At 40.0% G+C, this 25,686-nt stretch carries 22 protein-coding genes; 16 read left to right on the plus strand and 6 right to left on the minus strand.

What is annotated here, in order from left to right; translation table 11 throughout:
- Positions 1-407 precede the first annotated feature (407 nt).
- Together mrcB and hrpB are read right to left on the minus strand one after the other, a co-directional pair.
- The gene (mrcB, locus tag SJ312_RS08975) at positions 408-2,930 is read right to left on the minus strand and encodes a bifunctional glycosyl transferase/transpeptidase (RefSeq protein WP_094960952.1); all 2,523 of its coding nucleotides are present in this window, start codon (positions 2,928-2,930) and stop codon (positions 408-410) included.
- A 182-nt stretch (positions 2,931-3,112) separates the two neighbouring features.
- Positions 3,113-5,572, minus strand: coding sequence for an ATP-dependent helicase HrpB (gene hrpB, locus SJ312_RS08980; protein ID WP_319867465.1), 2,460 nt, complete (start codon positions 5,570-5,572; stop codon positions 3,113-3,115).
- A gap of 100 nt (positions 5,573-5,672) precedes the next feature.
- Between hrpB and sfsA the strand changes: the two genes are divergently transcribed.
- The 7 genes from sfsA (at position 5,673) to panD (ending at position 11,980) form a co-directional block, all read left to right on the plus strand.
- Complete coding sequence (gene sfsA / locus SJ312_RS08985) at positions 5,673-6,383, plus strand: DNA/RNA nuclease SfsA (protein WP_004260493.1); 711 nt, start codon at positions 5,673-5,675, stop codon at positions 6,381-6,383.
- Positions 6,384-6,578: 195 nt separating this feature from the next.
- Positions 6,579-7,034, plus strand: a complete 456-nt coding sequence (gene dksA / locus SJ312_RS08990; protein ID WP_004260494.1) for an RNA polymerase-binding protein DksA — start codon at positions 6,579-6,581, stop codon at positions 7,032-7,034.
- Between the two features lie 729 nt (positions 7,035-7,763).
- Complete coding sequence (gene pcnB, locus SJ312_RS08995; protein ID WP_319867519.1) at positions 7,764-9,110, plus strand: polynucleotide adenylyltransferase PcnB; 1,347 nt, start codon at positions 7,764-7,766, stop codon at positions 9,108-9,110.
- A 17-nt stretch (positions 9,111-9,127) separates the two neighbouring features.
- Positions 9,128-9,619, plus strand: coding sequence for a 2-amino-4-hydroxy-6-hydroxymethyldihydropteridine diphosphokinase (folK, locus tag SJ312_RS09000; RefSeq protein WP_094960949.1), 492 nt, complete (start codon positions 9,128-9,130; stop codon positions 9,617-9,619).
- Positions 9,620-9,677: 58 nt separating this feature from the next.
- Positions 9,678-10,469 (plus strand): 3-methyl-2-oxobutanoate hydroxymethyltransferase, encoded by a 792-nt coding sequence (panB, locus tag SJ312_RS09005; RefSeq protein ID WP_036958292.1) that lies wholly within the window; start codon positions 9,678-9,680, stop codon positions 10,467-10,469.
- Positions 10,470-10,499: 30 nt separating this feature from the next.
- Positions 10,500-11,363, plus strand: a complete 864-nt coding sequence (panC, locus tag SJ312_RS09010; protein ID WP_036958293.1) for a pantoate--beta-alanine ligase — start codon at positions 10,500-10,502, stop codon at positions 11,361-11,363.
- 236 nt (positions 11,364-11,599) lie between these two features.
- Positions 11,600-11,980 carry an aspartate 1-decarboxylase gene (panD, locus tag SJ312_RS09015; protein ID WP_036958294.1) on the plus strand — a complete coding sequence of 127 codons (381 nt, stop codon included), beginning with the start codon at positions 11,600-11,602 and terminating at the stop codon, positions 11,978-11,980.
- 176 nt (positions 11,981-12,156) lie between these two features.
- Here panD and can read toward each other — a convergent pair whose 3' ends face one another.
- Complete coding sequence (gene can / locus SJ312_RS09020; RefSeq protein ID WP_004260515.1) at positions 12,157-12,831, minus strand: carbonate dehydratase; 675 nt, start codon at positions 12,829-12,831, stop codon at positions 12,157-12,159.
- 257 nt (positions 12,832-13,088) lie between these two features.
- Between can and SJ312_RS09025 the strand changes: the two genes are divergently transcribed.
- The 8 genes from SJ312_RS09025 to SJ312_RS09060 all read left to right on the plus strand — a co-directional run bounded on the left by SJ312_RS09025 (position 13,089) and on the right by SJ312_RS09060 (position 21,580).
- Complete coding sequence (locus SJ312_RS09025) at positions 13,089-14,030, plus strand: ABC transporter ATP-binding protein (RefSeq protein WP_004260518.1); 942 nt, start codon at positions 13,089-13,091, stop codon at positions 14,028-14,030.
- On the plus strand, positions 14,027-14,797 hold the full coding sequence (locus SJ312_RS09030) for an ABC transporter permease (RefSeq protein WP_004260522.1): 771 nt from the start codon (positions 14,027-14,029) through the stop codon (positions 14,795-14,797). The genes SJ312_RS09025 and SJ312_RS09030 overlap by 4 nt, the downstream gene beginning before the upstream one ends.
- A gap of 749 nt (positions 14,798-15,546) precedes the next feature.
- The gene (locus tag SJ312_RS09035) at positions 15,547-16,092 is read left to right on the plus strand and encodes a fimbrial protein (protein WP_004260526.1); all 546 of its coding nucleotides are present in this window, start codon (positions 15,547-15,549) and stop codon (positions 16,090-16,092) included.
- A gap of 49 nt (positions 16,093-16,141) precedes the next feature.
- Positions 16,142-16,819 carry a molecular chaperone gene (locus tag SJ312_RS09040; RefSeq protein WP_165880068.1) on the plus strand — a complete coding sequence of 226 codons (678 nt, stop codon included), beginning with the start codon at positions 16,142-16,144 and terminating at the stop codon, positions 16,817-16,819.
- A 21-nt stretch (positions 16,820-16,840) separates the two neighbouring features.
- On the plus strand, positions 16,841-19,423 hold the full coding sequence (locus SJ312_RS09045; protein WP_319867469.1) for a fimbria/pilus outer membrane usher protein: 2,583 nt from the start codon (positions 16,841-16,843) through the stop codon (positions 19,421-19,423).
- A 14-nt stretch (positions 19,424-19,437) separates the two neighbouring features.
- Positions 19,438-20,460, plus strand: a complete 1,023-nt coding sequence (locus SJ312_RS09050; RefSeq protein WP_004260537.1) for a fimbrial protein — start codon at positions 19,438-19,440, stop codon at positions 20,458-20,460.
- Positions 20,461-20,476: 16 nt separating this feature from the next.
- Positions 20,477-21,025 (plus strand): fimbrial protein, encoded by a 549-nt coding sequence (locus SJ312_RS09055; RefSeq protein WP_165880064.1) that lies wholly within the window; start codon positions 20,477-20,479, stop codon positions 21,023-21,025.
- A 9-nt stretch (positions 21,026-21,034) separates the two neighbouring features.
- Complete coding sequence (locus SJ312_RS09060) at positions 21,035-21,580, plus strand: fimbrial protein (RefSeq protein WP_096863285.1); 546 nt, start codon at positions 21,035-21,037, stop codon at positions 21,578-21,580.
- 107 nt (positions 21,581-21,687) lie between these two features.
- Here the strand turns inward: SJ312_RS09060 and hpt are convergent, their stop codons facing one another.
- Both hpt and cueO read right to left on the minus strand, forming a co-directional pair.
- Positions 21,688-22,224, minus strand: a complete 537-nt coding sequence (gene hpt, locus SJ312_RS09065) for a hypoxanthine phosphoribosyltransferase (protein ID WP_004260548.1) — start codon at positions 22,222-22,224, stop codon at positions 21,688-21,690.
- A gap of 126 nt (positions 22,225-22,350) precedes the next feature.
- Positions 22,351-23,982 (minus strand): multicopper oxidase CueO, encoded by a 1,632-nt coding sequence (gene cueO / locus SJ312_RS09070; protein ID WP_319867472.1) that lies wholly within the window; start codon positions 23,980-23,982, stop codon positions 22,351-22,353.
- Between the two features lie 240 nt (positions 23,983-24,222).
- Between cueO and SJ312_RS09075 the strand changes: the two genes are divergently transcribed.
- Positions 24,223-24,570: a YacC family pilotin-like protein gene (locus SJ312_RS09075; RefSeq protein WP_096863287.1), complete on the plus strand. Its 348-nt coding sequence runs from the start codon at positions 24,223-24,225 to the stop codon at positions 24,568-24,570.
- A 59-nt stretch (positions 24,571-24,629) separates the two neighbouring features.
- Here SJ312_RS09075 and SJ312_RS09080 read toward each other — a convergent pair whose 3' ends face one another.
- On the minus strand, positions 24,630-25,679 hold the full coding sequence (locus SJ312_RS09080) for an AbrB family transcriptional regulator (protein WP_110592266.1): 1,050 nt from the start codon (positions 25,677-25,679) through the stop codon (positions 24,630-24,632).
- Positions 25,680-25,686 lie beyond the last annotated feature (7 nt).

Below are 25,686 nucleotides of genomic sequence, written 5' to 3' on the forward strand. Positions count from 1 at the left end.
GCCAACACAGTCACAACTTGAAATATGACGAGAAGAGCCTTACACCACAATTCCCTAACTAATTAACATTCAAATAAGCAATTCACCAACTAATTAATTCTCTAAATAGTTCGAGTTGTGGCAAGGCGGCAAATGAGGAAATCCCTAGGAGCATACACAAGTATGTGACTAGGGTTGACGAATGAAGCCAACACAGTCACAACTTGAAATATGACGAGAAGAGCCTTACACCACAATTCCCTAACTAATTAACATTCAAATAAGCAATTCACCAACTAATTAATTCTCTAAATAGTTCGAGTTGTGGCAAGGCGGCAAATGAGGAAATCCCTAGGAGCATACACAAGTATGTGACTAGGGTTGACGAATGAAGCCAACACAGTCACAACTTGAAATATGACGAGAATTTAGGGATTATTGCCAAACATATCCTTAACCCAATCCGGCGCATCATCTTGTTGCTCGCCATTATTACCATTTAAGTCCCAGACCGGGGCTTGCTCTTCTGACGCTTGGCATAACCCTTCTGGGTTATCTGTCCAAATCGGCAACATTCTACCGCCGCCGAAGTTTGAGCAACTTAATTGGCCGTCAGCAGTGACTTGCATATCAACAATGCCCTCTGGTGCACGGTTGATAAGTGCTAATGGCGCTTGGTTATCTAAGTAGCGTTGGTACACTTTCAGTGCGCCTGTCGCCCCTGTTAATTGTGTTGGACCGTTATTATCACGGCCAACCCACACAATCGCCACTTCTTTGCCATCAATACCTGCATACCAGCTATCGCGTAGATCGTTAGTTGTCCCTGTTTTACCGGCTAAATTATACTTGGCGTATTTGGTCAATAAGACTCTGCCCGTACCTTGTTTAACCACTTGCTGCATACCATACAATGTGAGGTATGCCGCTTGGGAAGGTACTGCTCGCTCTGCTGATGGGTAGCTTTGGTAAATTTCATTGCCATCTCCATCAATAACAGAACGCAATGCAGATAATTTCGCACGATTACCGTCACCACCAATGGTTTGATAAACTTGAGCAACTTCCGCTGGTGTTAGGTTAACTGCACCTAATAACATCGCAGGAACTTTTTCCATGGCAGCCGCAGGAGCTCCTAAGCGTACAAAAGTATTAAACACTTGGTCTAAACCAACCTCTAGCCCTAAGTTTACCGTTGGGATATTTTGTGATTTTGCCAAAGCGTCAACTAACATCATACGGCCGTTGAAATTACGGCTGTAGTTTCTTGGGCTCCAGTTTTGATTCCCGACTTTTACTGTTAGTGGCTCATCTTTTAACCATGTATTTAAACGAAAACGGTCCGGTTCACTTAGTGCAGCGAGGTATACCGGAGGTTTTGCCAGAGAACCAATGCTGCGCCGTGCATTTAACGCACGGTTAAACCCTGAATATTGGGGCTGAGAACCACCAACCATAGCGCGTACTTCGCCATTAATGCGGTCAACTACCACCATTGCACCTTCTATGTCATCTAATTTACGAGATTTACGTAAATCAGCGACACCATTCTCAACTGCATTCTCAGCCGCAGTTTGAGCCACAGGGTCTAGAGTGGTAAAAATTTTCGCACCAGAGAGTTCTTTAACTTTATCGCCCAATTTTTCATTGAGTTCTAAACGGACCATTTGCATAAAGGCAGGTTGAGAAGCCACTAGCCCTTCTTTGTTTTTCACACCGAGAGGCCTTGCGCTCAGTACCTGATACATTTCTTGGTCAATCACACCGCGTGTTTCCAAGATTTTCAGTACGATATTACGGCGTTTAATCGCATTTTGTGGCTTAGTCCAAGGGTTATACGTTGATGCCCCTTGCACCATACCGACTAATAACGCCTGTTGATCAAAACTTAGTTCGTTGATTGGACGACCAAAGTAATACAAGCTCGCTAATGGGAAACCACGAATTTCATCATTACCATTTTGGCCTAAAAAGACTTCGTTTAAATACAGCTCTAAAATGCGCTCTTTGCTGTAGTTGTAGTCCAGTAAAACCGCCATGTACGCTTCATTGGCTTTACGTTTTAATGTCCGTTCATTGGTCAAAAAGAGATTTTTGACCAACTGCTGAGTTAAGGTACTTCCCCCTTGAACAGAGCGTCCTGCACTTAAGTTAGCAACAACAGCACGGCCAATAGAGTACAAACTGACCCCATCGTGCTCATAAAAGTTTCGATCTTCGGTTTCTAGTAAGATTTTAACTAAGGACTCAGGAAAATCAGATATCGGTAAAACTAACCGTTGCTCATTATTCGCCGACTGCATCATTGTGATCAGTTTCGGGTCCAAGCGGAAAAAGCCAAATGAGCGGCCATTTTCCATATTTTCAATTTTGCTCAACGCGTTATTATCAAACACCATACGCGCGAGTATTTGCCCTTCTTTTTGATCAGGGAAATTGAACGGTCGGCGTAAGATTTCGATACTATTACCGCGTACTACAAATTCGCCCGATGTCGTTATTTTACTCACCTTACGGTATTGCATACCTTCAAGCAGGCGAACCATTTCAGCCTGGCTGTAGTCCATGCCCGGTTCAAGATTAACCATCCGGCCGTATACTGCGGCGGGTAAGTCCCAAACCTTACCATCGAGACGTTCTTTAATTTGTTGGTTTAAATAAAAACCATATGCCGCGAGTAAAACAGCAAACACGATCATCAGTTTGACTAGCAGCCAAAACCAACGCCATTTACTTTTTACCTTCCGAGGCTTGTTCTTTTTTGAGCCTTTTTTAGCCATTTGCTCTTCTTCATCTTCATCATCGAGATATTGTTCATCAATATCATCATCTTCAAATAAGTCTTCATCGTCATAGTCATCGCGGTCTCTACGGCGGCGAGATGAAGACTGTTTTTTCCCAGCAGTTTTTTTATTACGTCTGCCGATCGGTTCAAAATCTTTACCTGACATGGTCACTCCATATCACATGACAAAATAACTTAATAACTCACTAGTTACGCCAATTTAGTGGTTAATTTTGGCTCATAACCTCAGAGATTTCACCAAAGAAAGCTCTTAATTACATTTCCTTACTCAGGTTAACGCATCGATAACCTGAATGAGGAAACCCGCTATTAGAGCACAAAAATAGGTTATTTCGCACCCATCATCGCTTTTTTTGTTTGTCTCGTTGGCGCAGTATTTGCAGGGTCATCCGGCCATAAATGCTTTGGATAACGCCCTTTCATCTCTTTTTGTATCTCTTTATAGCTGCCCTGCCAAAATACGCCAAGGTCTTGTGTAATCTGCAATGGCCGCATCGCAGGAGAAAGCAAAGAGAGCGTAATAGGAATTTTCCCTTGTGCTACTGTCGGGTTCGCTTTTTCCCCGTACATCTCTTGCATACGAATAGCTATCACTGGTGGCTTATCTAACGAATAGTGAATACTTACATCATGTAAAGATGGCGCTCGATAGGTCTTCGGAAACATACTTTCTAACCACTGTTGCTGCTGCCAATCTAATCGATTGATTAATAAAGAGGCTAAATCAATCTGCTGTAGTTTTTGCTTATTTGTTATGCCATCAAGATAAGGTTCAAGCCATTCACCTAACGAATCTAATAGCGCTATATCATCAAAATCAGGAAAAGCAATATCAGGAAAATGCCGCTTAGCTAGCATGCAGCGAATACACAATTGCAAAGCATCTTCTTGCCAATTTAACTGCTGCAAGCCATTTTGCTTCAACCAATAAACCAGCGCTTGGCAAATCTCAGCCTTATCAGGGTTGCTCAAACGTTCTGATTTCACTACTAATTGGCCACATTGCAAGCGTTTCCAAGCTAATAAGGTCCCTTTTTGTTCATCCCATTCGACCGTTTCTTGAGTGTTAAATAAAGATGGGCAATCTGCTTGTAATCTGTCAATTTCAATAGGGTAAGCCAAGGAAATACGCGCATCCGCCATATTTTCGGGTTGCCATAAAGACACCACCATTAACCACGACTCTCCCATTAGCCTATCCGATTCACCCAATATTGCCCCCAAACCACTCGCTAATTGATAGCGATGTTGGTTATCTCGAGATTTCGCAATGCGATCGGGATAACCCACAGCTAACAACGTTGGTAACCACTCACTAATTAGCGCATCTTGCTGGCCAATGGTACTCAACACTTTTTGTTCGCAAAGTACTGATGCTCTCTTGCACCACCCCTCAGTTGGCCTTTCTATATAATAACGAAGATCCGCATCTTGTTGACGAGGAGGTTCCTCGATAATCGCCACCAGCAACGCAGCTAATTGAATAACATGCTGATTTTGGGTTTGTTGTGCCTTACATAGCATTGCCGCTGTTCGCACTGAACTGCCTAACACCGCCATCTGCTGCCCAAAAGGCGTTAACTTACCAGCCACATCAATGGCACCTAATTGACTGAGTAAATTTTTTGCCGCAGATATCGCAGGTTTCGGGGGTAAAGTCAGCCAATTCAGCTGTGCCACGTCGTGACAGCCCCACTGTAATAAAGATAACCATAAGTTGCTTAGGTCACTTTGTGCAATTTCAGCCTCGCTAAATTGAGTTGCACGTTCAGCTTGCTCTTCACTAAATAAGTGCCAACAAACACCTGCTTCTAAACGGCCTGCTCGACCGGCTCGCTGCGCCATCGATGCTTGGCTGATTCGCTGTTTAATGAGCTTTGTCAGTCCTGTTCGTGGGTTGAACTGACCCACACGTTCAAGACCACTATCCATCACAAGGCGGATCCCTTCAATCGTTAAACTGGTTTCCGCAATATTGGTGGCTAATACGACCTTTCGCATTCCTTCTGGTGCCAGCTGTATCGCCTGTTGCTGAGCCTGTAGAGATAGTGCTCCGTATAAAGGACATAAAAGTATGTCCTCACTTACCATCGAAGCGAGTTCTACTCTTACTTTCTCGATTTCCCCCATACCTGGAAGAAATAATAATAAAGACCCGTGCTCTTGTTGCAATAACTGCCAAGCCGCTAGCGCCACTTCTTTATGGAAGAGTTTATTTGGGTTAATCGGATGATATTCACGTATTACGGGGAACGTACGCCCTTGTGAGGTGATAACTGGAGCATCAGGAAACAACTGATTCAGCCCTTGATTATCCAATGTCGCTGACATCAATAGAATACGTAAATCTTCACGTAAGGCTTGCTGTGAATCAATTAACAAAGCGAGACCTAAGTCTGCCTGTAAATTTCGTTCATGAAACTCATCTAAAATGACTAAGCCAACCCCTTCAAGCATTGGGTCATTTTGCAGTAAGCGGGTCAGTACGCCTTCTGTCACGACTTCAAGACGCGTGTGGCGACTAACTCTAGTTTCAGATCGCATGCGTAAACCAATGGTATGACCGATATCTTCACCAAGTTGCTGTGCGAGGCGAGCCGCTACTGAACGTGCCGCTAAGCGACGGGGTTCCAACATAATAACCCGCCCATCAATAACCCCACTTTTTAATATTTCTAACGGTAAAACCGTTGATTTACCTGCACCTGTAGGTGCATGAAGCAAAACTTGAGGTGAAGCGACTAACGCGGTAAGTATGTCCTCACAAACTTCGAATATCGGTAACACTGAGGTTATCACTCCATGTATTTAACTTTTACTGTCAGACATTGTAGCATTAGCCTCTTTTGCCAGTAAGCATATTACCGACAACGATAGCGGAGATCCCATGGAATTTGAACCCGCCTTACAACCAGCTACTTTAATTAAACGTTACAAGCGCTTTTTGGCTGATGTTACTTTACCGAGCGGCGAAGAAATTACAATTCACTGTGCGAATACAGGCGCTATGACAGGTTGTGCTACCCCTGGTGATACCATCTGGTATTCGACGTCCAATAATACAAAACGCAAATATCCGTATAGTTGGGAGTTAACCCAAACCACAAATGGCCACTTTATTTGCATTAATACCCTTCGTGCGAACCAATTAGTTGCACAAGCCTTAGCCGAAAAACACATTCCAGAATTATCCGAATACAGCGTAATAAAGCCTGAAGTTAAATATGGCACAGAAAATAGCCGAATCGATTTCTATCTCACGCAAAATGGATTACCAGATTGCTTTATCGAAGTAAAATCAGTAACTTTACTAGAAAATAATCAGGGGTTCTTTCCTGATGCAGTGACACTTAGAGGCCAAAAACATTTAAGAGAGCTCATGCATATTGCGAAAGAAGGAAAAAGAGCCATACTATTGTTTGTTGCTTTACACACAGGTATTCACGTAGCATCTGCAGCGGCACATATTGATAAACAATATGCGCTCTTATTGGAGGAAGCGAGACAAAGTGGTGTTGAAGTGCTTTGTTATCAAGCTGATATAACTGTTCAACAAATGGTGTTAAGTAAGCAGATTCACTTTAACTCTATTAAATAAAGTTTTTTTAACCGTTTTTTATACGAGGCCGCAGAGTTCTGGGCGCTAAAAAGGGAATAAACACGCTCGCCCTCACAGCATTACAAAACTCATTGCAGGAACGATTGCCAAGAGCGCAGTCTTCTGCTATTTATAGCGACCTTAATTTTTCCCCCTTGGGGTTTTTGTAAAATTTGCGTGTGTAGGAGAAGCATTATGCAAGAAGGGCAAAAACGTAAGACATCGTCCTTAAGCATTCTCGCCATTGCTGGGGTTGAACCCTATCATGAAAAAGCTGGCGAAGAGTACATGAACGAGGCCCAGTTGGCGCATTTTAAGCTCATTCTCGAAGCATGGCGCAATCAACTCAGAGATGAAGTGGACCGGACTGTTACTCATATGCAAGATGAGGCAGCTAACTTTCCAGACCCCGTTGATAGAGCCGCTCAGGAAGAAGAATTCAGCCTTGAATTACGTAACCGGGACCGTGAACGTAAACTGATTAAGAAAATCGAAAAAACGCTGAAAAAAGTTGAAGATGACGACTTTGGCTATTGTGAATCATGTGGTGTAGAAATTGGTATCCGCCGTTTGGAAGCCCGTCCTACCGCTGATTTATGTATCGACTGTAAAACATTAGCTGAAATTCGCGAAAAGCAAATGGCTGGCTAGTGTCTATATGGAGTCCTGAACGGCGCATATTACTGCGCCGTTACAAGGAAACGTTACATTCTGTTATGTTCCACTCAGAGCTTATTCCTTGCGTTAGCTATCACATAAAATCTATCCTTCCCGCATCTTTTTGCCAATTGGTTGGCGATAACGTCCTACCGTGCTCTTTTAAGTAAGATAAACATTTACTTTCACGTAATTTTTTACGGAGATAGATTAGGCTGTTATTTAACCCCATAGTTTGAAGTTGAATAATCCTCTAACAACAAAAAAGCGCTTAAAATAAGGCTTCTAAACCTATACTTCTATAGTGAGATCGCTTTTTGAGCTATTATTTTGCGTAAATTTTATTGGTAACGTTTATAATTAGAGATGACTTTTATTCGTTTAACCATTCTCAAAGAAACTTCTGTGAGCTATGATTAGCCGCTTATTTTTGTTTAATGAATATTGGTAATGACATCGAGGTGTACTATTTTTAACCGAGTAGCAAATTTCTGCCGTAATATTTTATCTCGCAATACAGACGCATCCCCTGAAGATGTAGAACAACATCGTGATACTTCGCGAGATATACAGGCAGCCGGTAAAAGGCCAGTCACTCATTCTGCTCATGCGCAAACCGCATCTAAAGAGCAGAACACCGCTCAACCCCATAAAACAGCCCCTATTAAAAAAACGGTTCGTCAATCTCAACGTGCCGATTCAACACCTGAGAAGCGCCCTACAATGACAACCGTAAACGACGAAAACATTACTGTTATCCCGCGTTCCGAACATCCTATTTCGCGTAGTGATATTAGTGACAATGCATTAAAAGTACTGTATCGCTTAAATAAAAGTGGCTTTGAAGCCTACTTAGTGGGGGGTGGTGTGCGTGATTTGCTTTTAGGCCAAAAGCCTAAAGACTTCGATATAACTACGAACGCAACACCTGAGCAGATCCGCAAATTATTTCGTAATTGCCGTCTAGTTGGTCGTCGTTTCCGTCTAGCCCATATTATGTTTGGCCCCGAAATTATTGAAGTTGCAACTTTCCGTGGCCACCATGACCAAAATGTGTCAGATGACAAAAACTTATCTGCACAAGCGCAAAACGGTATGTTGTTACGCGATAACATCTTTGGTTCTATTGAGGAAGATGCGATTCGTCGGGACTTCACCGTTAATAGCCTATATTACAATATTGAAGACTTCACATTACGTGACTACGTTAATGGTTTGAAAGACCTCAAAGCTGGCGTTATTCGTTTAATTGGTGACCCTGAAACGCGCTATCGTGAAGACCCAGTCAGAATGCTAAGAGCGGTACGTTTTGCCTGCAAATTAAATATGAGCATCGAGCCGAAAACCGCAGAACCAATTTACCAACTCGCTCATTTATTGAGAGAAATTCCATCTGCTCGGTTATTTGAAGAATCACTCAAATTACTCCAAGCAGGCCAAGGTTACGCGACTAATAAAATGCTCAAAAAATATGGTTTGTTTGAGCAACTTTTCCCTGTTGTCGCAAGCCGATTTACTGATAACAGTGATTCGCCAATGGAAAAAATCATTGAGCAAGTCCTCAAAAATACTGATTTCAGACTAAAAAATGATAAGCGTGTTAACCCTGCTTTTTTATTTGCTGTTATGTTATGGTATCCAGTTACTGAGCATGCTGAGAAGCTATCTCAAGAAGGCGGGTTGGCCTATTACGACGCCTTTGCGCTGGCAATGAATGATATATTAGATGAACAGTGCCGCTCGATTGCGATCCCAAAACGCATTACAACCACTATGCGTGATATTTGGTTATTGCAATTACGCTTACCTCGCCGCCAAGGTCGTCGCGCAAATAAACTCATGGAGCACCCAAAATTCCGTGCAGCGTTTGATTTATTAGAATTAAGAGCCAATGTTGAGCACCGCAACGAGTTACAAGAGTTAGCGTTATGGTGGACTGATTTTCAACAAGCGAATAATATCAAACAGCGTGAAATGATTTCGGAATTAGGTAGTGCCCCTACTCGCCGCCGCCATCGCCCACGTTCATCACAAGGTGGAACCGGCGCGCGCCGGCCGAATAAGTCATAATAGATAGAGAGAATACAATGGAACAAGTCTATATTGCTGTAGGAAGTAACCTTGGTGAGCCGCTGCTACAGGCACAGCAAGCTATTGCAGCATTAGATGCTATTCCTAATAGCCGCGTTGTTTCTACCTCTTCTGTTTATCGAACCAAACCATTAGGCCCACAGGACCAGCCAGATTTTTTGAATCTGGCTGTGCTACTAGAAACAAGCCTTGAGCCTGAAGTTCTTCTTAACCATACACAAAAAATCGAACTTGAGCTTGGCCGTGTACGCAAAGAGGAACGTTGGGGGCCACGAACGCTTGACCTCGATATCATGCTTTTTGGTAACCGTATCATCAATACTGAACGGTTAATCGTTCCACATTATGGGCTAAAAGAGCGTGAGTTTATGTTGTATCCGCTTAGCGAAATCGCCCCTTCCCTTGTTTTTCCTGATGGCGAAAAGCTTTCAGAAAGACTCACACAAGTCCCTCGAAATGGCCTAACGTTTTGGGATATTCCAGCCTAAAATGTTCAACCTCTTATGAGGTATGGTCGCAGGGAGATCATTTCCGGAGGTTATTATAATGAAACCAATTTCTCTGGCTGATTTATGTCAGTTTAAAAAAGACAAACACAAATTTGCAACCATGACAGCCTATGACTCAAGCTTTGCTCAATTATTTTATGAGCAAGGTATTCAGGTGATGCTCGTTGGAGACTCACTGGGAATGACGATCCAAGGTGAATCATCTACTTTACCTGTGACCGTCGAGCAAATTGCTTACCACACCCGATGCGTTCGCAAAGGTGCACCAAACGCCTTCATTATTGCAGATATGCCATTCATGAGTTACGCCACACCAGAACAAGCTTGTTCTAATGCAGCAATTTTGATGCAAGCGGGTGCAAACATGGTGAAAATTGAGGGTGGCAGCTGGTTATGTGATACCGTAAAAATGCTAGGAGAACGCTCTGTTCCTGTGTGTGGTCATCTAGGTTTAACACCTCAAGCAGTAAACGTTCTTGGCGGTTATAAAGTCCAAGGACGCGATGAGGTCACGGCAAATCAATTACTCAAAGATGCAATTGCATTAGAAAATGCAGGTATCCAATTATTGGTTCTCGAATGTGTTCCAACTGCCTTAGCAAGTCATGTTTCTGAAGAACTGCTATTACCGGTGATTGGTATTGGCGCAGGAAATGGAACTGATGGACAAATCCTTGTTATGCATGATGCACTGGGTATTACCGCACGAGCGCCTAAATTTGCTAAAAACTTTTTAGCTCAAGCAGGCAACCTTCATGATGCTATTCGTATGTATATCCAAGAAGTGGAAGATGGCATTTACCCAAGTGAAGCACATTCTTTTTCTTAATTGATGCCAGTAATTATAAGGAACACACGTATGCTTATCGTTGAAACGGCACTTATCTTACGCCGTGAAATTCGTCGTTGGAAACAAGAAGGTAAACGTATTGCACTTGTCCCAACGATGGGTAATTTACACGATGGTCACTTAACACTCATTGACCAAGCGAAAAAACAGGCTGATATTGTGATTGCCAGTGTATTCGTGAACCCAATGCAATTTGATAGGCAATCTGATTTAGCCAATTACCCACGAACTTTGCAAGAAGATTGCGAAAAATTAAAGCGTCGTGATATCAATTTAGTTTTTGCACCTTCCCCGCAAGAATTCTACCCAGAAGGGATGGAAAAACAGACTTTTGTTGAAGTTCCTGAGTTATCGACCATGTTAGAAGGCGCAAGCCGTCCCGGTCATTTTAGAGGTGTCGCAACGGTTATCACTAAGTTGTTCAACTTAGTTCAGCCAGATATTGCCTTGTTTGGTGAAAAAGATTACCAACAGTTGCAATTAATTCGCAAATTAGTTTCTGACTTATCATTTGATACTCAAATTGTTAGTGTCCCAACGGTTAGAGCTAAAAATGGCCTAGCACTGAGTTCACGTAACAATAATTTGTCAGCAGAAGAGCTAAAAATAGCGCCTAAGCTGTATCAAATTATGCAACAAGCGGGTGAAAAATTAGTGGCTGAACCTAGCGCATCTGAGGTTATTATTGAAGAGATGAATAATAGCTTACGTGAAGCCAGTTTTACTCCTGATGAGCTATTTATTCGCGATGCAGAGACGTTGTTACCACTTGGTGATTCCAGTAAACGTGCGGTTATTTTAATGGCGGCATGGTTAGGTCAAACGCGTCTTATTGACAATTTACAAGTTGACCTGCAACGCGATATTGCATAAAACAATAAGACTTATAACACTATCACAGCAACCATCTTGCTGCGTTGCTAAGCCTGTTGCGACTTATATACACGTAGTCAACAACGCTGCAGTTTTGAAGGCACTATGATTTTATTCAAAGTCATTCAGATTGCAGCTAGGCGGCAAGTAAGTGAGTCCCTAGGAGCATACATAAGTATGTGACTAGGGCGAACGTACGTAGTCAACAACGCTGCAATTTGAAGGACGAAGAAGAAATGTTAAGAAGAATGTTACAAGGTAAACTCCATCGCGTCACAGTCACACAGGCAGACCTACACTACGAAGGGTCATGTGCGATTGATCAGAACTTCATGGATGCTGCTGGGATCCTTGAATATGAAGCCATTGATATCTATAACGTCGATAATGGTGAGCGTTTTTCAACCTACGCGATTTCTGGTGAGCGCGGTTCAAAAATTATCTCAGTTAATGGTGCTGCTGCACGCCGTGCCGCGGTAGGCGATAAACTCATTATTTGTTCATATGTACAAATTGACGATGAAGATGCACGCACGCATAAACCGAAGGTTGCTTATTTTGATGAAAACAATGTCATGAGCAGGGTGGCTAAAGCAGTGCCTGTACAAGTCGCTTAATATAAGAAAGCACCATTCTATAGCGCTTGAGATTGTTGATAAAGCGGGATAAATACCTATTTTTCCCGCTTTGTTTTATCTGCCCAACGTTAATAAGTTGTTTTTTAGGGTTTTACTTTCAAAGCTTGCTCTAATTGCTGATGACATAATAGGTTTACCAGCAATCAGAGGGCAATTTAGCAATCCTTTTTACTTAAATTATTTTTTTGCGTTAATGTCGCAATTGCTTCACGGTAACAAAGTTCAAGTTTTTCTCTGCTATCCGCCGTAATATGAAGGTCTTGCAATCGGCCATTGTTAATACCGTAGACCCAGCCGTGGATCATGACTTTTTGACCGCGTTTCCACGCTGATTGCATAATGGTAGAGTGGCCTAAATTATAAACTTGTTCCACAACATTTAGTTCACATAAACGGTTAAGTCGCTCGCAAGGTTTTAATTCACCTAACATAGAGCTATGTCTGTACCAAATATCACGTATGTGTAATAACCAATTATTGATTAAGCCGAGTTCGGTATTATCAACAGCCGCTTCAATACCACCACAACCATAGTGACCACAAATAATGATGTGCTCAACTTGTAAGACATCAACGGCATATTGAATAACAGATAAACAATTAAGATCCGTGTGGATAACTAAATTAGCAACATTACGGTGAACAAAAAGGTCGCCAGGTGCTGCGTTAATTAGCTTTTCTGCAGGTACTCGACTGTCTGAGCAGCCTATCCATAAGAATCTTGGCTTTTGCGCTTTTGATAATTCTTTGAAGAATTCAGGATCTTGCTCTTTTACTGATGCTGACCATGCTTCATTGTTAGCAAACAGTTCTTCTATTTTTCTCATCATGACTTATAGCCTAATTGTGTTACTTTGCGATAAAATCTTATACAGCATTTATTGATTAATTAATAATTAGTTATACTAATTTTAATGCCCTTATGATGAACCTCTCCTTTAGACAAAACAACCCTAAATTAGTAACATATTGAATTATCTTAGATAAATTAATTATCTCTTTTCTGCATAACATAGGACAGAAAAAAGTGGCATCATTAGGATATATTGCCGCCAAACTATCTTAAGAATAAAGGTTTTTTTTACATATGACATATGCACTTGAATTATCGCAGTTAACCAAAACCTACCCCGGTGGTGTAAGAGCCTTGCGAGGAATCGACTTAAGCGTTGAAGATGGCGATTTTTATGCTTTGCTAGGACCAAATGGTGCAGGTAAATCAACTACAATCGGGATTATCAGCTCATTAGTGAATAAAACGAGTGGGAGTGTAAAAGTTTTTGGTTATGATTTAGAAAAGCAAGTTGTACAAGCAAAACAACAACTTGGTTTAGTGCCTCAAGAATTCAATTTCAACCCTTTTGAGACAGTACTACAAATCGTCCTTAACCAAGCGGGTTACTATGGAGTCACTCGTTCAGTTGCTGTAGAACGTGCCGAACAGTATCTGACTCAACTTGATTTATGGGAAAAACGCAATGAGCGTGCCCGCAATCTATCAGGTGGAATGAAACGCCGTTTAATGATTGCTCGTGCTTTAATGCACCAACCAAAATTATTAATACTCGATGAGCCAACAGCAGGAGTGGATATCGAGTTACGTCGTTCTATGTGGACATTTTTGAAGAATCTAAACGCTCAAGGGACGACAATCATTTTAACAACTCACTATTTAGAAGAAGCTGAAATGCTGTGTCGTAATATTGGTATTATTCAACATGGTGAGCTAGTTGAAAATACAAGTATGAAACAACTACTTAGCCAACTAGAATCAGAAACTTTTATTTTTGATCTAATGCCCAAAAGTCCTGTTCCTCAATTATTAGGGTATGAATCTCGTTTGATAGACACATCAACACTTGAAGTGGATGTAAAAAGAGAGCAAGGCCTAAATAGTGTTTTTAGCCAATTCAGCGAGCAAGGTGTACAAATTTTAAGTATGCGTAATAAAGCGAACCGTTTGGAAGAGTTATTTGTTAATTTAGTCAAAAAAGAAAGCCATGCGGCCGAGAAGGAGATTGTAAAATGATCTCATTGTACTGGGTAGCATTAAAAACTATTTGGATAAAAGAAGTCACTCGATTTGGTCGTATCTGGGTACAAACCTTATTACCACCAGTCATTACAATGTCACTATACTTTGTCATTTTTGGTAATTTAATTGGCTCAAGAATTGGTGATATGGGTGGTGTGGACTATATGCAATTTATAGTTCCGGGGTTAATCATGATGGCAGTTATCACTAACTCTTACTCTAATGTCTGCTCTTCATTTTTTGGTTCTAAATTTCAAAAGAATATTGAAGAGTTACTGGTTGCACCTGTTCCAACACACATAATTATTGCTGGTTTTGTTGGTGGAGGTGTTGCTCGTGGGATCCTAGTTGGTTTTTTAGTCACGTTAGTGTCACTATTTTTTATTCCACTACAAGTCCATTCATGGGTTATGGTTGTAGTAACCTTGTTGCTAACCGCTATTGTATTTTCACTTGCTGGGCTATTAAATGCAATTTTTGCTAAGACGTTTGATGATATCAGTATCGTTCCTACTTTTGTCCTAACACCGTTAACTTATTTAGGTGGTGTCTTTTATTCGCTATCCTTATTACCGCCAGTTTGGCAGGCTATATCTAAATTAAACCCTATCGTGTATATGATTAGTGGATTTAGATATGGATTCCTAGGTATTGCAGATGTATCAATCGCAATTACTCTTGGTGTACTGATGATTTTCTTGATAGTTTTTTATTTACTAACTTGGTATTTGATTGAACAAGGTAGAGGGTTACGCAGTTAATTTAGCCTAGATTATAAATAATAAAAAGGTCATATCTATCGTTGTCATTCAGCTAATTAGATATGGCCTTTTTATTTTTAAGTAAAATCACTTAATCAAGCAAAGAATATTCTCGATAAAAAATCAAAACTAAAGTAAATTTAATAAAAAATTATATATTAAAGAGAGTTTACTACCCCTTTAATTTAAACCATAAATAGTTTCTTGTTGAAAACATTAAAATTCATGGTCTTATCATTCATTTTATTTACCTGGAAAAGGTAAAAATAAAAAGGTGATTTTATAGCACTGCCAGATCATATCTTATGAGTTTTCACATTTCCCCTACAGCAAATAAGCTTTAAATACCTTAAATGCCAACTTTGGAAATTTTTAATACCACGCATCTCGTATAATAAGAATATTGGCCTGCATATATCCGTTAAATTATATTTCAAACGAAATACAATATTACAGTTACTTAAATAATATTTAAATTTAATTTTAATATGATTGTTATCGTTAACAGTTAAGAAAATGTCAGTTTATTGGATTATTCATCTATATTATTAACTTAAAAGTGTTATTTCAAAGTTAAACATCGCAATTTAAGTAAAATACTTAAAATTACTCGTTTAATGGATTTACTTTAAAAACACTAATATAATTTTGATGTGTGAAATATATGGGATAATAGTTATTAAAAAATAACTTAGTCATCTAACCTGAATATAATTAATAATTCTTTACTAGATAGATAAGAGGTTCCTATGATTTTTAAAAAGTCAGTATTAATGGCATCAATTATTATGGTTTCATTATCAAGTGTGGCACATGCTGCAATTGATAGCGGTAATGCTAAAGGCACCATAAATTTCAAAGGTCAATTTATTGATACGACTTGTACTATTGAAGTTAATAATACAAACAAAAATGAAGGTGTAGTGCAACTTGGCACTTGGATGACTAACACCTTCGATAAAGTCGGGGAATTAACTGATGCAGTTCCTTTAACAATAGGCTTGAGTGGCTGCCCTGCAACATTAGCACGTGCTCGCGTCACCTTCGGAGGAACCGCACACCCAGATAACAACCAATTATATGCTGTCAATGAGGCTGAAGGTGTTGGTATTGGTATTTCTGGTGATGTTAACGGAACAAATTTCTATACTCCAGACACAGAAGCTGATGGTATTGATTTAAAAGGTAATAGTGGCGAAAAAACATATTATGCGCGTTACGTTACAACCGCAAATGAAGTTACTGCTGGTAAAGCAAACGCTGACGTTACTGTCACTATTCAATATAACCAATAGTTCACTGAATTAAGGGAACATTCGTTCCCTCTTTTTATAGGGGAAAATTTTGAAAAAGCATCTCATTTCATTAGCGCTTTTATTTATGACGACTCTTAATGCAAACGCCAGTGTTATTTTAGGTGGCACTCGTGTTATTTATGAAGGCAATAAGAAAGAAGCTTCAATTTCAGTGAGAAATGATGACAAAACACCTTATCTTGTACAATCTTGGGTAAATAATTTTAATAATAATGATAAGCAAAAAGTACCGTTTACTGTAACTCCTCCACTTTTTCGCATTGAACCTGAATCAGCCAATGCTATTCGAATTGTTTTAACAGATTCTCAGTTACCCTCTGATAAAGAATCAGTTTATTGGCTAAATGTTAAATCAATTCCACCATCTGACCCAAATGCAACAAATAATTTAACGATTTCAATTAATAACAAGATTAAATTATTTTATCGCCCTGCAGATTTACCAACAGCAGAAGCATTAATTGCGTATGAAAAATTAACCTTTAAAAAACAAGGAAGCTATTTAAAAGCAAATAATCCAACGCCTTATTATGTTTCATTCGGGGAGTTGAAGGTTGGTAATAAAGAAATTGCAGAACCAGGCATGGTCCCTCCTCTGGGCGAAGCGTCATGGAATATTTCGGGAACTCAAGCAAACCAAGTTACTTGGAGTGCAATTAATGACCATGGAACGATAACGAAAGCGAAAACTCAGACATTAAAATAATCAGTTGGAAGAACATTCATTATGCGCTGCATTTCAAGAAAGCAACATCCATTAAATCGTCATTATGACGCGATAACCGATTTGCATAATGGGGTAACTTATTTTCGATTAAAAAAAATATGTCAGGTAGTAACTGCAATAATTTTGGCTGGAATAAGCATTAGTCATGTATCTGCGGAAGATTATTTTAGTCCTAGCTCACTCAGCGTCATTGATGGCCAAAATATTGCAGATCTACCTAATTTAGACCAGTTTGCTAACCCTGGAGGCCAGTTAGCGGGAGAATATCATGTCGATATTATCGTAAATGGTATTTTAATGGATTCTAAGGTTATCGAATTTGTTAAGGATGATAAATCAAGCCAATTAATTCCACGCATAACAAAAGAAGAATTAGCACTTTGGGGAGTTAAAGTTAATTCTATTCCAGCATTGGCTGCACTTTCTGCTGGGCAAAATATAGGCCCAATAGGCGAATATATACCCGAGGCAAAATCTACGCTTGAATTGAATCAACAGAAGCTGAATATCTCAATACCTCAAATTGCTATGAATAAACAAGCATTAGGTACTGTTCCCGCTAGTCAATGGGAAAATGGTGTTCCTGCTTTAATCTTAAATTATTATTATAGTGGTTCAAACAATTGGAGTCGTAATAACGCCAAAGATACAAACTCTCATTATTTCAACCTTCGTAGCACTGGAAATCTAGGCCCATGGCGTTTAAAAAACTATTCGACTTATACGGATAATAGTGGAGAACGCGAATGGAAAAACATTGAGACTAGCTTAGAAAGAGGGATTAATTTCTTAAAATCTCAATTAGTGATTGGTGACACAGCGACACCAAGTGAGATTTTTGATGGTTTTCAATTCCGTGGTATTCAATTACAAAGTGATGAATCCATGCTACCTAGTTCAATGAGAGGTTTTGCTCCCATTATTAGGGGAATAGCTCAAAGTAACGCAGAAGTTACGATTAAACAAAATAACTATGTTATTTATCAATCCTATGTCTCTCCAGGTGCATTTGAAATTGATGATTTATACCCAACAGGGACTAGCGGTGACTTAACCGTTATAATTAAGGAAGCGGATGGTACTGAACGCTCATTTACTGTTCCGTTCTCATCAATTGCTATTATGCAGCGAGAAGGGCAACTCAAGTATTCATTAACGGGGGGAAAATATAAATCTAATGCCTCCGGTGAAGTAGAACCTGATTTCCTGCAAAGTACTTTTATTTATGGGTTACCAAAAGGTATTACTGGGTATGTTGGAACTTTACTATCAAAAAATTACCAATCTTATGCGATAGGAATGGGAATTAATTTAGGTAGTTTGGGAGCACTATCGGCTGATGTTACACAAGCAAATAGCCAAAATTTATTAGGGAAAGAAGATACCGACAGTGGGCAGTCATATCGTTTTCAATACTCCAAAAACGTGACCTCGACTGGTACATCTGTAACTTTAGCTAACTATCGTTACTCAACGGAAGGTTTTTATTCATTCAGTGAAGCTAACAGTAATCAACCTAAAATATATCGCGATAATAAAAAAAATCGCTTTCAAATCTCACTAAATCAGTCACTAAATGAATTCGGTAATATTTATTTTTCTAGTTATCAGCAAGATTATTGGAACCGTTCGGGTAAAGAACGCTCATTAAATGCAGGTTATAACAAAAGCTTTGATGGGATCACTTATAACTTTAATTACAGTTATTCTGATAGTGCTTATCAACGTAAAGCTGATAATTACTTCTCTTTTTCAGTTTCTATTCCACTTAATAATACATCCGGCAATTACACATCGATAAATAGTAGTATTACAGCGGATAACAGCGGCAATGCAGACGCAATGATGGGAGTAAGTGGTACTCTTGGCGAAAAAAATAATATTAATTACGCTGTTCAGCAGTCATATGGAAATAAAGAAACTCGTGGTAGTGGAAATGCCTCGGCATCTTATCGAGGAAGTTACGGTGTTGCTAATGCGGCCTATGGCTATGATAGATATTCACAGCGAGCAAACTACGGTTTAACAGGGGCGGTTGTTGCTCATCCATATGGCATCACTTTAGCTCAGCCTATCTATGATTCTTTCGCGATTATTCAAGCTCCGGGTGCGGAAAATGTGCAAGTTTTAAATCGAGCTAATATTTCAACCGATTCTCGAGGTTACGCAATTGTGCCTTATCTCAATCCTTATACTAAAAATGAAATATCCCTCAACATTGACTCTTTACCTGAAAATGTTGAATTAAAAATCAATACAGTTAATGCGGTACCAACAAAAGGCGCCGCAATTTTGGCAAGCTACCAAACTCATGTCGGTTACCGATTATTATTTAATGTTACTCATAATGGAAAACCAGTGCCTTTCGGTGCAATGGCCCAATTCGCTCAAAGTGATGACCAAAATATGAGCTCAGGTATTGTCGGTGATAATGGTGATGTGTATCTCAGTGGGATGCCAGAGCAAGGGCGGCTACAAATTAAATGGGGTAAAAACCAAGAAGATCAGTGTGTTGCCGAATATAAATTAACCGCTGAACACTTGAAGCATCATTTACCCATATTGCCCGTCAACTGCCAATAAAATAGGTTTTGAATATGAATATAAAACAAATTATTGCTTTGGTTGGTATTACCTTGTTTTCATTTAACGCGCTCAGTGTCGGGCAGTTTCGTATCAATTTAGGAGATTTAGAAATTGATACGGCAGCTCATAAACTTCCCCGTGAAGCGATATTGGGTAATGGCTGGAAGCAATTTGAATCTACAGGGAATCAAGAATTATGTGTTGCTGAAGGGCCGGGAAACTTTAATTTTACTCCTCAAGTAAATAGCCAACCCGTAGGAATGGTGATTAATGATGGATCAGGGAGTTACCCCGTTTTTAGCACTGGCATTAATGGCGTGGGTTATGTCATGGCATTAAGGCAAAAAGGAACGAGCCAATGGTATCCATTAACAGGAAATAATAGCGAAATTAGTGCCATTGATGGCTCATCATCGCTACAACTTGAAACACGAATGATGTATGTCAAAACCGTTCAAGGAGATATTGAAGGAACGGATAAAGCTGTTACACATTTTAATCCAGTCAAAGTGCAATGCAGTGGTGATATGAATTGGGTCTCATCAGTAGGGGAAATATTGCCTGCATCAACATTGATTTCATGGGCACAACGCACTTGTGCAGTTTCATCAGTTCGACAATCGGTCGACCTCGGCGTCCATGACATCGCTAAAGTTCGCTCGTTAAATATAGGAGATACCTTTGGCCATGCTCAACAGTCGATTACGATTAACTGCCCTGCCATCATGTCTGTAGCCTACACCGTAGCTGATAACTTGCATCCAAGTAATATAAATACAGATATTATTTATTTAGAAAATGAAAGCGAAAACCCTGGGTTTGCGGTGCGAGTATACGAAGCGGGTCAATCTTCCCCATTGAAATTAGGAGGAGACCGTACCTTATCCAACAATTATGTCTATTCCTTGCTGGATAAAGCAAGTCTGAGCCCCATTGTCACAAAAACATTTGAATTCAGATATGTCAAAACATCAAATGAAGTGAAGGCAACTCATGGTAATGCACAGGTTACGGTTACCCTTGTGTATAAATAATCAAGGGTCATTATTTATGAAACATAATTTAAATCTATTTGTACTGTTTTTTATATCTCTAATGCCAATGAATGTGATGGCTGTGGATGCCTATATCAAGGTGAATTTCACAGGTTCGATTAAAGGTGAAACGTGTAGCATATCTTCTGCTGCGCAAGGTGTTGATTTAGGAATGTGGTTTTTAGAAGGTGATGGAAGCAACTTCCCTCGTAACTCAGTGACGGATTGGGTGGAATTTGATTTGGTTTTTAATTGTTCAACAGTAAATCGACAAGTGAGTGGCGCCTTAGAAGGAACTCCTGCTGCACTAGATAGAAAGCTATTTGAGTTGGATCAGACTGAAGGTTCAGCGAGTGGAATGGCAATTCAAGTTGAAGCTTATTCACCCGAGCGCAAACGTTGGGAAGCAAAAAATGCAAATGAAGTCAGCTCCTTAATTAGTGCGGCAGGGACAACTTCAGGAACTAATACAGTTCAATTGCGCGCACGCTATAAGCAATTAGCAAATAGCGCAACACCAGGTACGGCAAATGCCTCTATTACATTCGTTGTACGAAATAATTAAGGGGAAGCAATGAATAAAAAAATTCAATATACAATTCATTGCCTTGTAACAATGATTTTATTTTTTTCTGTTAAATCATTTGGTTACGATGCCATTTTTAATATTACAGGGCGAGTGTCTTCTAATACCTGCTCCGTCCAATCATCAAGAATACAAAATGTTCATCTTGGTGATTATACTATTGGTCAGTCCGGCTTTGGCAGTGGTGTCAACACGCAAAGCAAAGATGTGAGATGGCAGATTGATTTTGATTGCGATAAAGACACTAAAATTAATATTGCTCTTCAAGGACGTCAATATTCAGGTTCTAACACAGTTCTAGATATAGATAACTCTTCTGATAGAGCCAGAGGTGTTGGAATAAGAATAGAATACAGTAATGACCGAACGTTGTGGTATAGGATGGGAATAGGTGGCCGAGGCACTTTGGTTTCCCCGTCAAATGTTGACGGAAAACTATCGATATACTTTAACTCGTATTATATACAAATGGAAAAAACGATTCTTCCAGGTAAAGCCAATGCGACTATGGACGTAGAAGTGACTTACGAATAATAGAAAAACGCCCTACTGTGGCGCTCAGCACACTGCTAAACCTATTATGTGTGGTGACAACAAGAAGGACCGCTAAACGCGGCTCTTCTTTATAAGGTCACCAAATATTATTCTTCAAGTAACGTTACATGACCAATATAAGGCAGATGACGATATTGTTGAGCGTAGTCGATACCGTAACCCACCACAAATTTGTCTTCAATAGAATAACCAATCCACTCAACAGGAACCTGTACTTCGCGACGTGAAGGTTTATCCAGTAATGTACAAATAGCGACAGATTTAGGGCCACGTAATTCGAAAATTTCACGAACTTTATTTAACGTATTACCAGAGTCGATAATATCTTCAACGATTAATACGTGTTTATCACGGATATCTTCGTCCAAATCTTTGACAATTTTAACATCACGGCTCGATGTCATCGCATTGCCATAACTTGAAACAGTCATAAAATCGACTTCATGAGGAACATCAATCTTACGGCATAAATCAGCCATAAAAATAAATGAGCCTTTCAGCAAGCCAACAAGGACTAATTCACCATCAAGCTTTTGATAATGAGCACTAATTTTATCGGCTAATTCACTAATTCGTTGAGCAATCTCTTCTTCAGAGATCATCACTTCAAGGGTATGTTTCATCTTCTATTACGCATCTATGGGAATGGAAAGCACGTAATTTTAACATAGGCAGCACGCATATACTAATAAAGGAAAATACAGTGCTAAAATTTCACACTGCATTTTCTCTGAAAATAAATATTGCTGTTAACTGACAGTGAAGCCCAACATCATTCCTGTATCTTCATGCTCCAAAAGATGGCAATGGGCCATATAAGGGTGCTGTTGAGTTGCAGGGTGTTTAAACTCGACTAAAATTTCACTCACCTGCCCTTCCACTTTAACAATATCTTTCCACCCTTGGCGATGAGGCGCTACGGCTTGGCCGTTTTCTTTTAGGATACGAAAACGTGTGCCATGGACGTGGAATGGGTGCAACATCATATCGCCACGCCCTGAAACGACCCAAATTTCTTGCTGATTCATAGGGGCATTGAATGCGGGATGCGTCATTGAGAAAACTTGCCCATTAATAGTATTCGCATTATGAATATCCAAACCATCAGAACCTGTACCACAGTGGCCGCCACTTCCCATTTTGCCATTCATATTTCCATGATTCATATTTCCATGGTTCATATTACCTGCATTCATGTTACCGTGGTTCATATTCCCCATCATTGCACCATGACCGCCCATGTTACCCATGGCTTGGTCGCCATATTTTTCACGTAACATCATCATGCCTTGCATGTCCAAACGCATATCCATCATTAAGTGGAAACGACGGCGATTTAAGCCAGCAAGAGAAGGAATAGCAGACATTGCTGCAAGTGTTGATGGTAAGTCACCTTCTCCCTTCGTCAACGTTGTTTCAATACGCAGTACTGGCAAAGGCTGGTCAAATGGTGCGATCATCATACCCATTTGCCCGACAGGTAGAGTTACTAAATCGAATGCACGACCATCGGAGGCATCAATTAATACTTCAAAACGCTCTCCCATCAAGATAGGTAATTCTGTTACCGCAATCGGCTCGGCTAATAAACCACCATCACTCGCAACGACATACATTTTACGTCCATCACTGGTGGAAATATTTAAACTTCTAGCATTACAGCCATTCAATAGCCTTAAGCGCAGCCAACCTTTCGGGGCAACATGTTTAGGATAAACAGCACCATTCGTTAGCATGATGTCACCGAACCACCCCACAGCCGCACTCATCACATCAAGCTGGTAATCAATTTGCCCATCATCTTTTAAGCGTTTGTCTTGCAAAATGACAGGAATATCATCAACACCCCAATCGCTTGGTAAGCCGTGTTTTGTGCTGGCATCATCTTTAATTAATACAAGACCAGCTAACCCCATCGCCACTTGGTAGCCGGTTTTTCCATGAGTATGAGGATGGAACCAACATGTCGCTTCGCTTTGATTTACCGTAAAATTCACTTTACGGCTTGTATCTGGTTGGATTATCGCTTGAGGGCCGCCATCTTGCTCACCTGAAATCTCTAAACCGTGCCAATGAACCGTGGTATCTTCTGCCAGTTTGTTAATAATATTGATATTAACATTTTGTCCATTTTTCAAACTAATTGCAGGGCCTAATAAATTACCGTTATAACCCCATGTCGTCGTTTGCTTTCCTGGAACAAATTGCGAAACACCCTGCTGAATAACGACCTGAATGTTGCCTTGCGCATCAGGCTCCAATAAGGGTGGAATCGCTAATGTTGGATAATTTCCTGCTGCGACCGCGATGCGGCTCCAAATAGGCAGCGCACTTGCAGCATATGTGATAGCACTTAACTTAAGAAAATCGCGACGTAGCATTGATAACCTTCCTTTTATTTATCAAATCGATAATCATCAGTGGTGTAATTTATGACAAATTACACTTTCGAAGCAAAACATGGTTTAATGGAGGTATGATAAAGCTTCCCCTTACAGGAAGGTCAATAAAGCCACTCTAAAAATGTGGGTTTATTACATGGATTTAAGAAAAATATAGTTGACTAACAATTCTATTCTTATGCTAACGTAACTTGACATAGAAAACAGATAGAATAACGAATGCGCAAATTTATATTGATGTCATGCTTAATGACTCTGTTAGGGATAACCAATTCTGCCAGAGCCCTTTCCAACAACGAAGCTGAAGATCTTGCTGATCTCACGGCCGTTTTTATTTATCTAAAATATGATTGCGGGTATTCACAAATCCCAGATAGAGAAATTGAACGTGCCATTGTTTACTTTGCTAAAAGTAACAAATGGGACCTTAGCAACTATAATGCGGAAAAAATGACCGCTCTTAACAAAGAAAGTTATAGTGACCTAAAAGGGATACCACTCACCACTGAGTTTAAATGCCAGTCCCTTGCACGGGATTCTCTTGGCCTCTTTGCTTACGTCAAGTAAGCTGATAAGAAAGCCCATCAAGAAAACATGCCAAAATATCGCCTGCATGTTTTCTTTCTTTACTCTAAATTATTCTTTCTTTTCTGCCTTCTTTCTTGCCAAAACAAAGCTATCGATGGAATACTTTGAATAATTACCATCCTGATAATATGGTTTGACATAACAAAGCCTGCATCTAAATTCATGGTAATTGCTGCGAATGTCATCGCTTCCATACTTCCCGGGGCCCAAGCTAACAGTAACACCGAAATATCATAGCCTGTAATCCAAGATGCAAATACCGTGATAAGAAAAGTCAGCACGATATTAACCACCACGACTTGAGCTGAAGAGTATATATTTTTAATCAACGAGGAAAGTGGGAACACAATGAAATGGTTACCAATGTTCATCCCAATCAATACCATACTAAGTTCAGTCAACATCAGTGGAAAATTCAATGGGATATCAGCCCAACCTTGAATGAGTGTTGCCGCCGCTAATGACGTCAACATAAAAGGCGCAGGAACTTTTAAACGCTGTAAAATGGCCCCTGAAATCACCCCAACAGCAATAATAAGCAGTAGCCATCCCGTTGAAATTAATGTCAATTCTGGCAATTCTATTATCGGTTGTGGGTCACCATCACTGCCAACAACAATTCCTGCTAATAAGATAAGAATAATTAAGCGAATTGTATGGGAAATAACAATTTTCTGAGGCGGTGTATGGGTGTGGTCTGTTAATGCGAGGATTGCCGCCATAGCACCGGGTACAGAGCCAAGCATTGCCTCTTGTTTTGTCCAACCGACTTTCCGGTAAAACCAAAAAAAACTAAACGAAAATTGCACAGCCAAACAAACAACTAACATCAATAATAAAAGAAATAAATTGTCCGCTTCATTAAGAGATACTTGATTGAACATCAAGCCCACAGAGGTTCCCAACGTGACTTGAACAAAACTAATGGTGTGTTTAGGAATTGCGAAGGAAATACCAAAACGATGAAAAATGATAATGGCAATGATCGGGCCAAACATCAATGCAAGGGGAACTCCTAGGTAAGTAAGCCCGCCACCGATTAAAGCACAGATGGAAATCCCACCTATCATTTTTAATAATTTCTTCATATGGTAT

The organism is Providencia sp. CIM-Carb-044, from assembly GCF_033901115.1.
GTDB classification, from domain to species: domain Bacteria; phylum Pseudomonadota; class Gammaproteobacteria; order Enterobacterales; family Enterobacteriaceae; genus Providencia; species Providencia hangzhouensis.

Bases quoted from the DNA above. Each gene is read 5' to 3' on its own strand.
- folK (WP_094960949.1), top strand. From the start codon at position 9,128: ATGGAACAAGTCTATATTGCTGTAGGAAGTAACCTTGGTGAGCCGCTG.
- SJ312_RS09080 (WP_110592266.1), bottom strand. From the start codon at position 25,679: ATGAAGAAATTATTAAAAATGATAGGTGGGATTTCCATCTGTGCTTTA.
- panC (WP_036958293.1), top strand. From the start codon at position 10,500: ATGCTTATCGTTGAAACGGCACTTATCTTACGCCGTGAAATTCGTCGT.
- SJ312_RS09025 (WP_004260518.1), top strand. From the start codon at position 13,089: ATGACATATGCACTTGAATTATCGCAGTTAACCAAAACCTACCCCGGT.
- hpt (WP_004260548.1), bottom strand. From the start codon at position 22,224: ATGAAACATACCCTTGAAGTGATGATCTCTGAAGAAGAGATTGCTCAA.
- mrcB (WP_094960952.1), bottom strand. From the start codon at position 2,930: ATGTCAGGTAAAGATTTTGAACCGATCGGCAGACGTAATAAAAAAACT.
- SJ312_RS09055 (WP_165880064.1), top strand. From the start codon at position 20,477: ATGAAACATAATTTAAATCTATTTGTACTGTTTTTTATATCTCTAATG.
- SJ312_RS09075 (WP_096863287.1), top strand. From the start codon at position 24,223: ATGCGCAAATTTATATTGATGTCATGCTTAATGACTCTGTTAGGGATA.
- panB (WP_036958292.1), top strand. From the start codon at position 9,678: ATGAAACCAATTTCTCTGGCTGATTTATGTCAGTTTAAAAAAGACAAA.
- sfsA (WP_004260493.1), top strand. From the start codon at position 5,673: ATGGAATTTGAACCCGCCTTACAACCAGCTACTTTAATTAAACGTTAC.
- SJ312_RS09035 (WP_004260526.1), top strand. From the start codon at position 15,547: ATGATTTTTAAAAAGTCAGTATTAATGGCATCAATTATTATGGTTTCA.
- SJ312_RS09050 (WP_004260537.1), top strand. From the start codon at position 19,438: ATGAATATAAAACAAATTATTGCTTTGGTTGGTATTACCTTGTTTTCA.
- SJ312_RS09060 (WP_096863285.1), top strand. From the start codon at position 21,035: ATGAATAAAAAAATTCAATATACAATTCATTGCCTTGTAACAATGATT.
- pcnB (WP_319867519.1), top strand. From the start codon at position 7,764: ATGACAACCGTAAACGACGAAAACATTACTGTTATCCCGCGTTCCGAA.
- SJ312_RS09045 (WP_319867469.1), top strand. From the start codon at position 16,841: ATGCGCTGCATTTCAAGAAAGCAACATCCATTAAATCGTCATTATGAC.
- cueO (WP_319867472.1), bottom strand. From the start codon at position 23,982: ATGCTACGTCGCGATTTTCTTAAGTTAAGTGCTATCACATATGCTGCA.
- dksA (WP_004260494.1), top strand. From the start codon at position 6,579: ATGCAAGAAGGGCAAAAACGTAAGACATCGTCCTTAAGCATTCTCGCC.
- SJ312_RS09030 (WP_004260522.1), top strand. From the start codon at position 14,027: ATGATCTCATTGTACTGGGTAGCATTAAAAACTATTTGGATAAAAGAA.
- panD (WP_036958294.1), top strand. From the start codon at position 11,600: ATGTTAAGAAGAATGTTACAAGGTAAACTCCATCGCGTCACAGTCACA.
- can (WP_004260515.1), bottom strand. From the start codon at position 12,831: ATGATGAGAAAAATAGAAGAACTGTTTGCTAACAATGAAGCATGGTCA.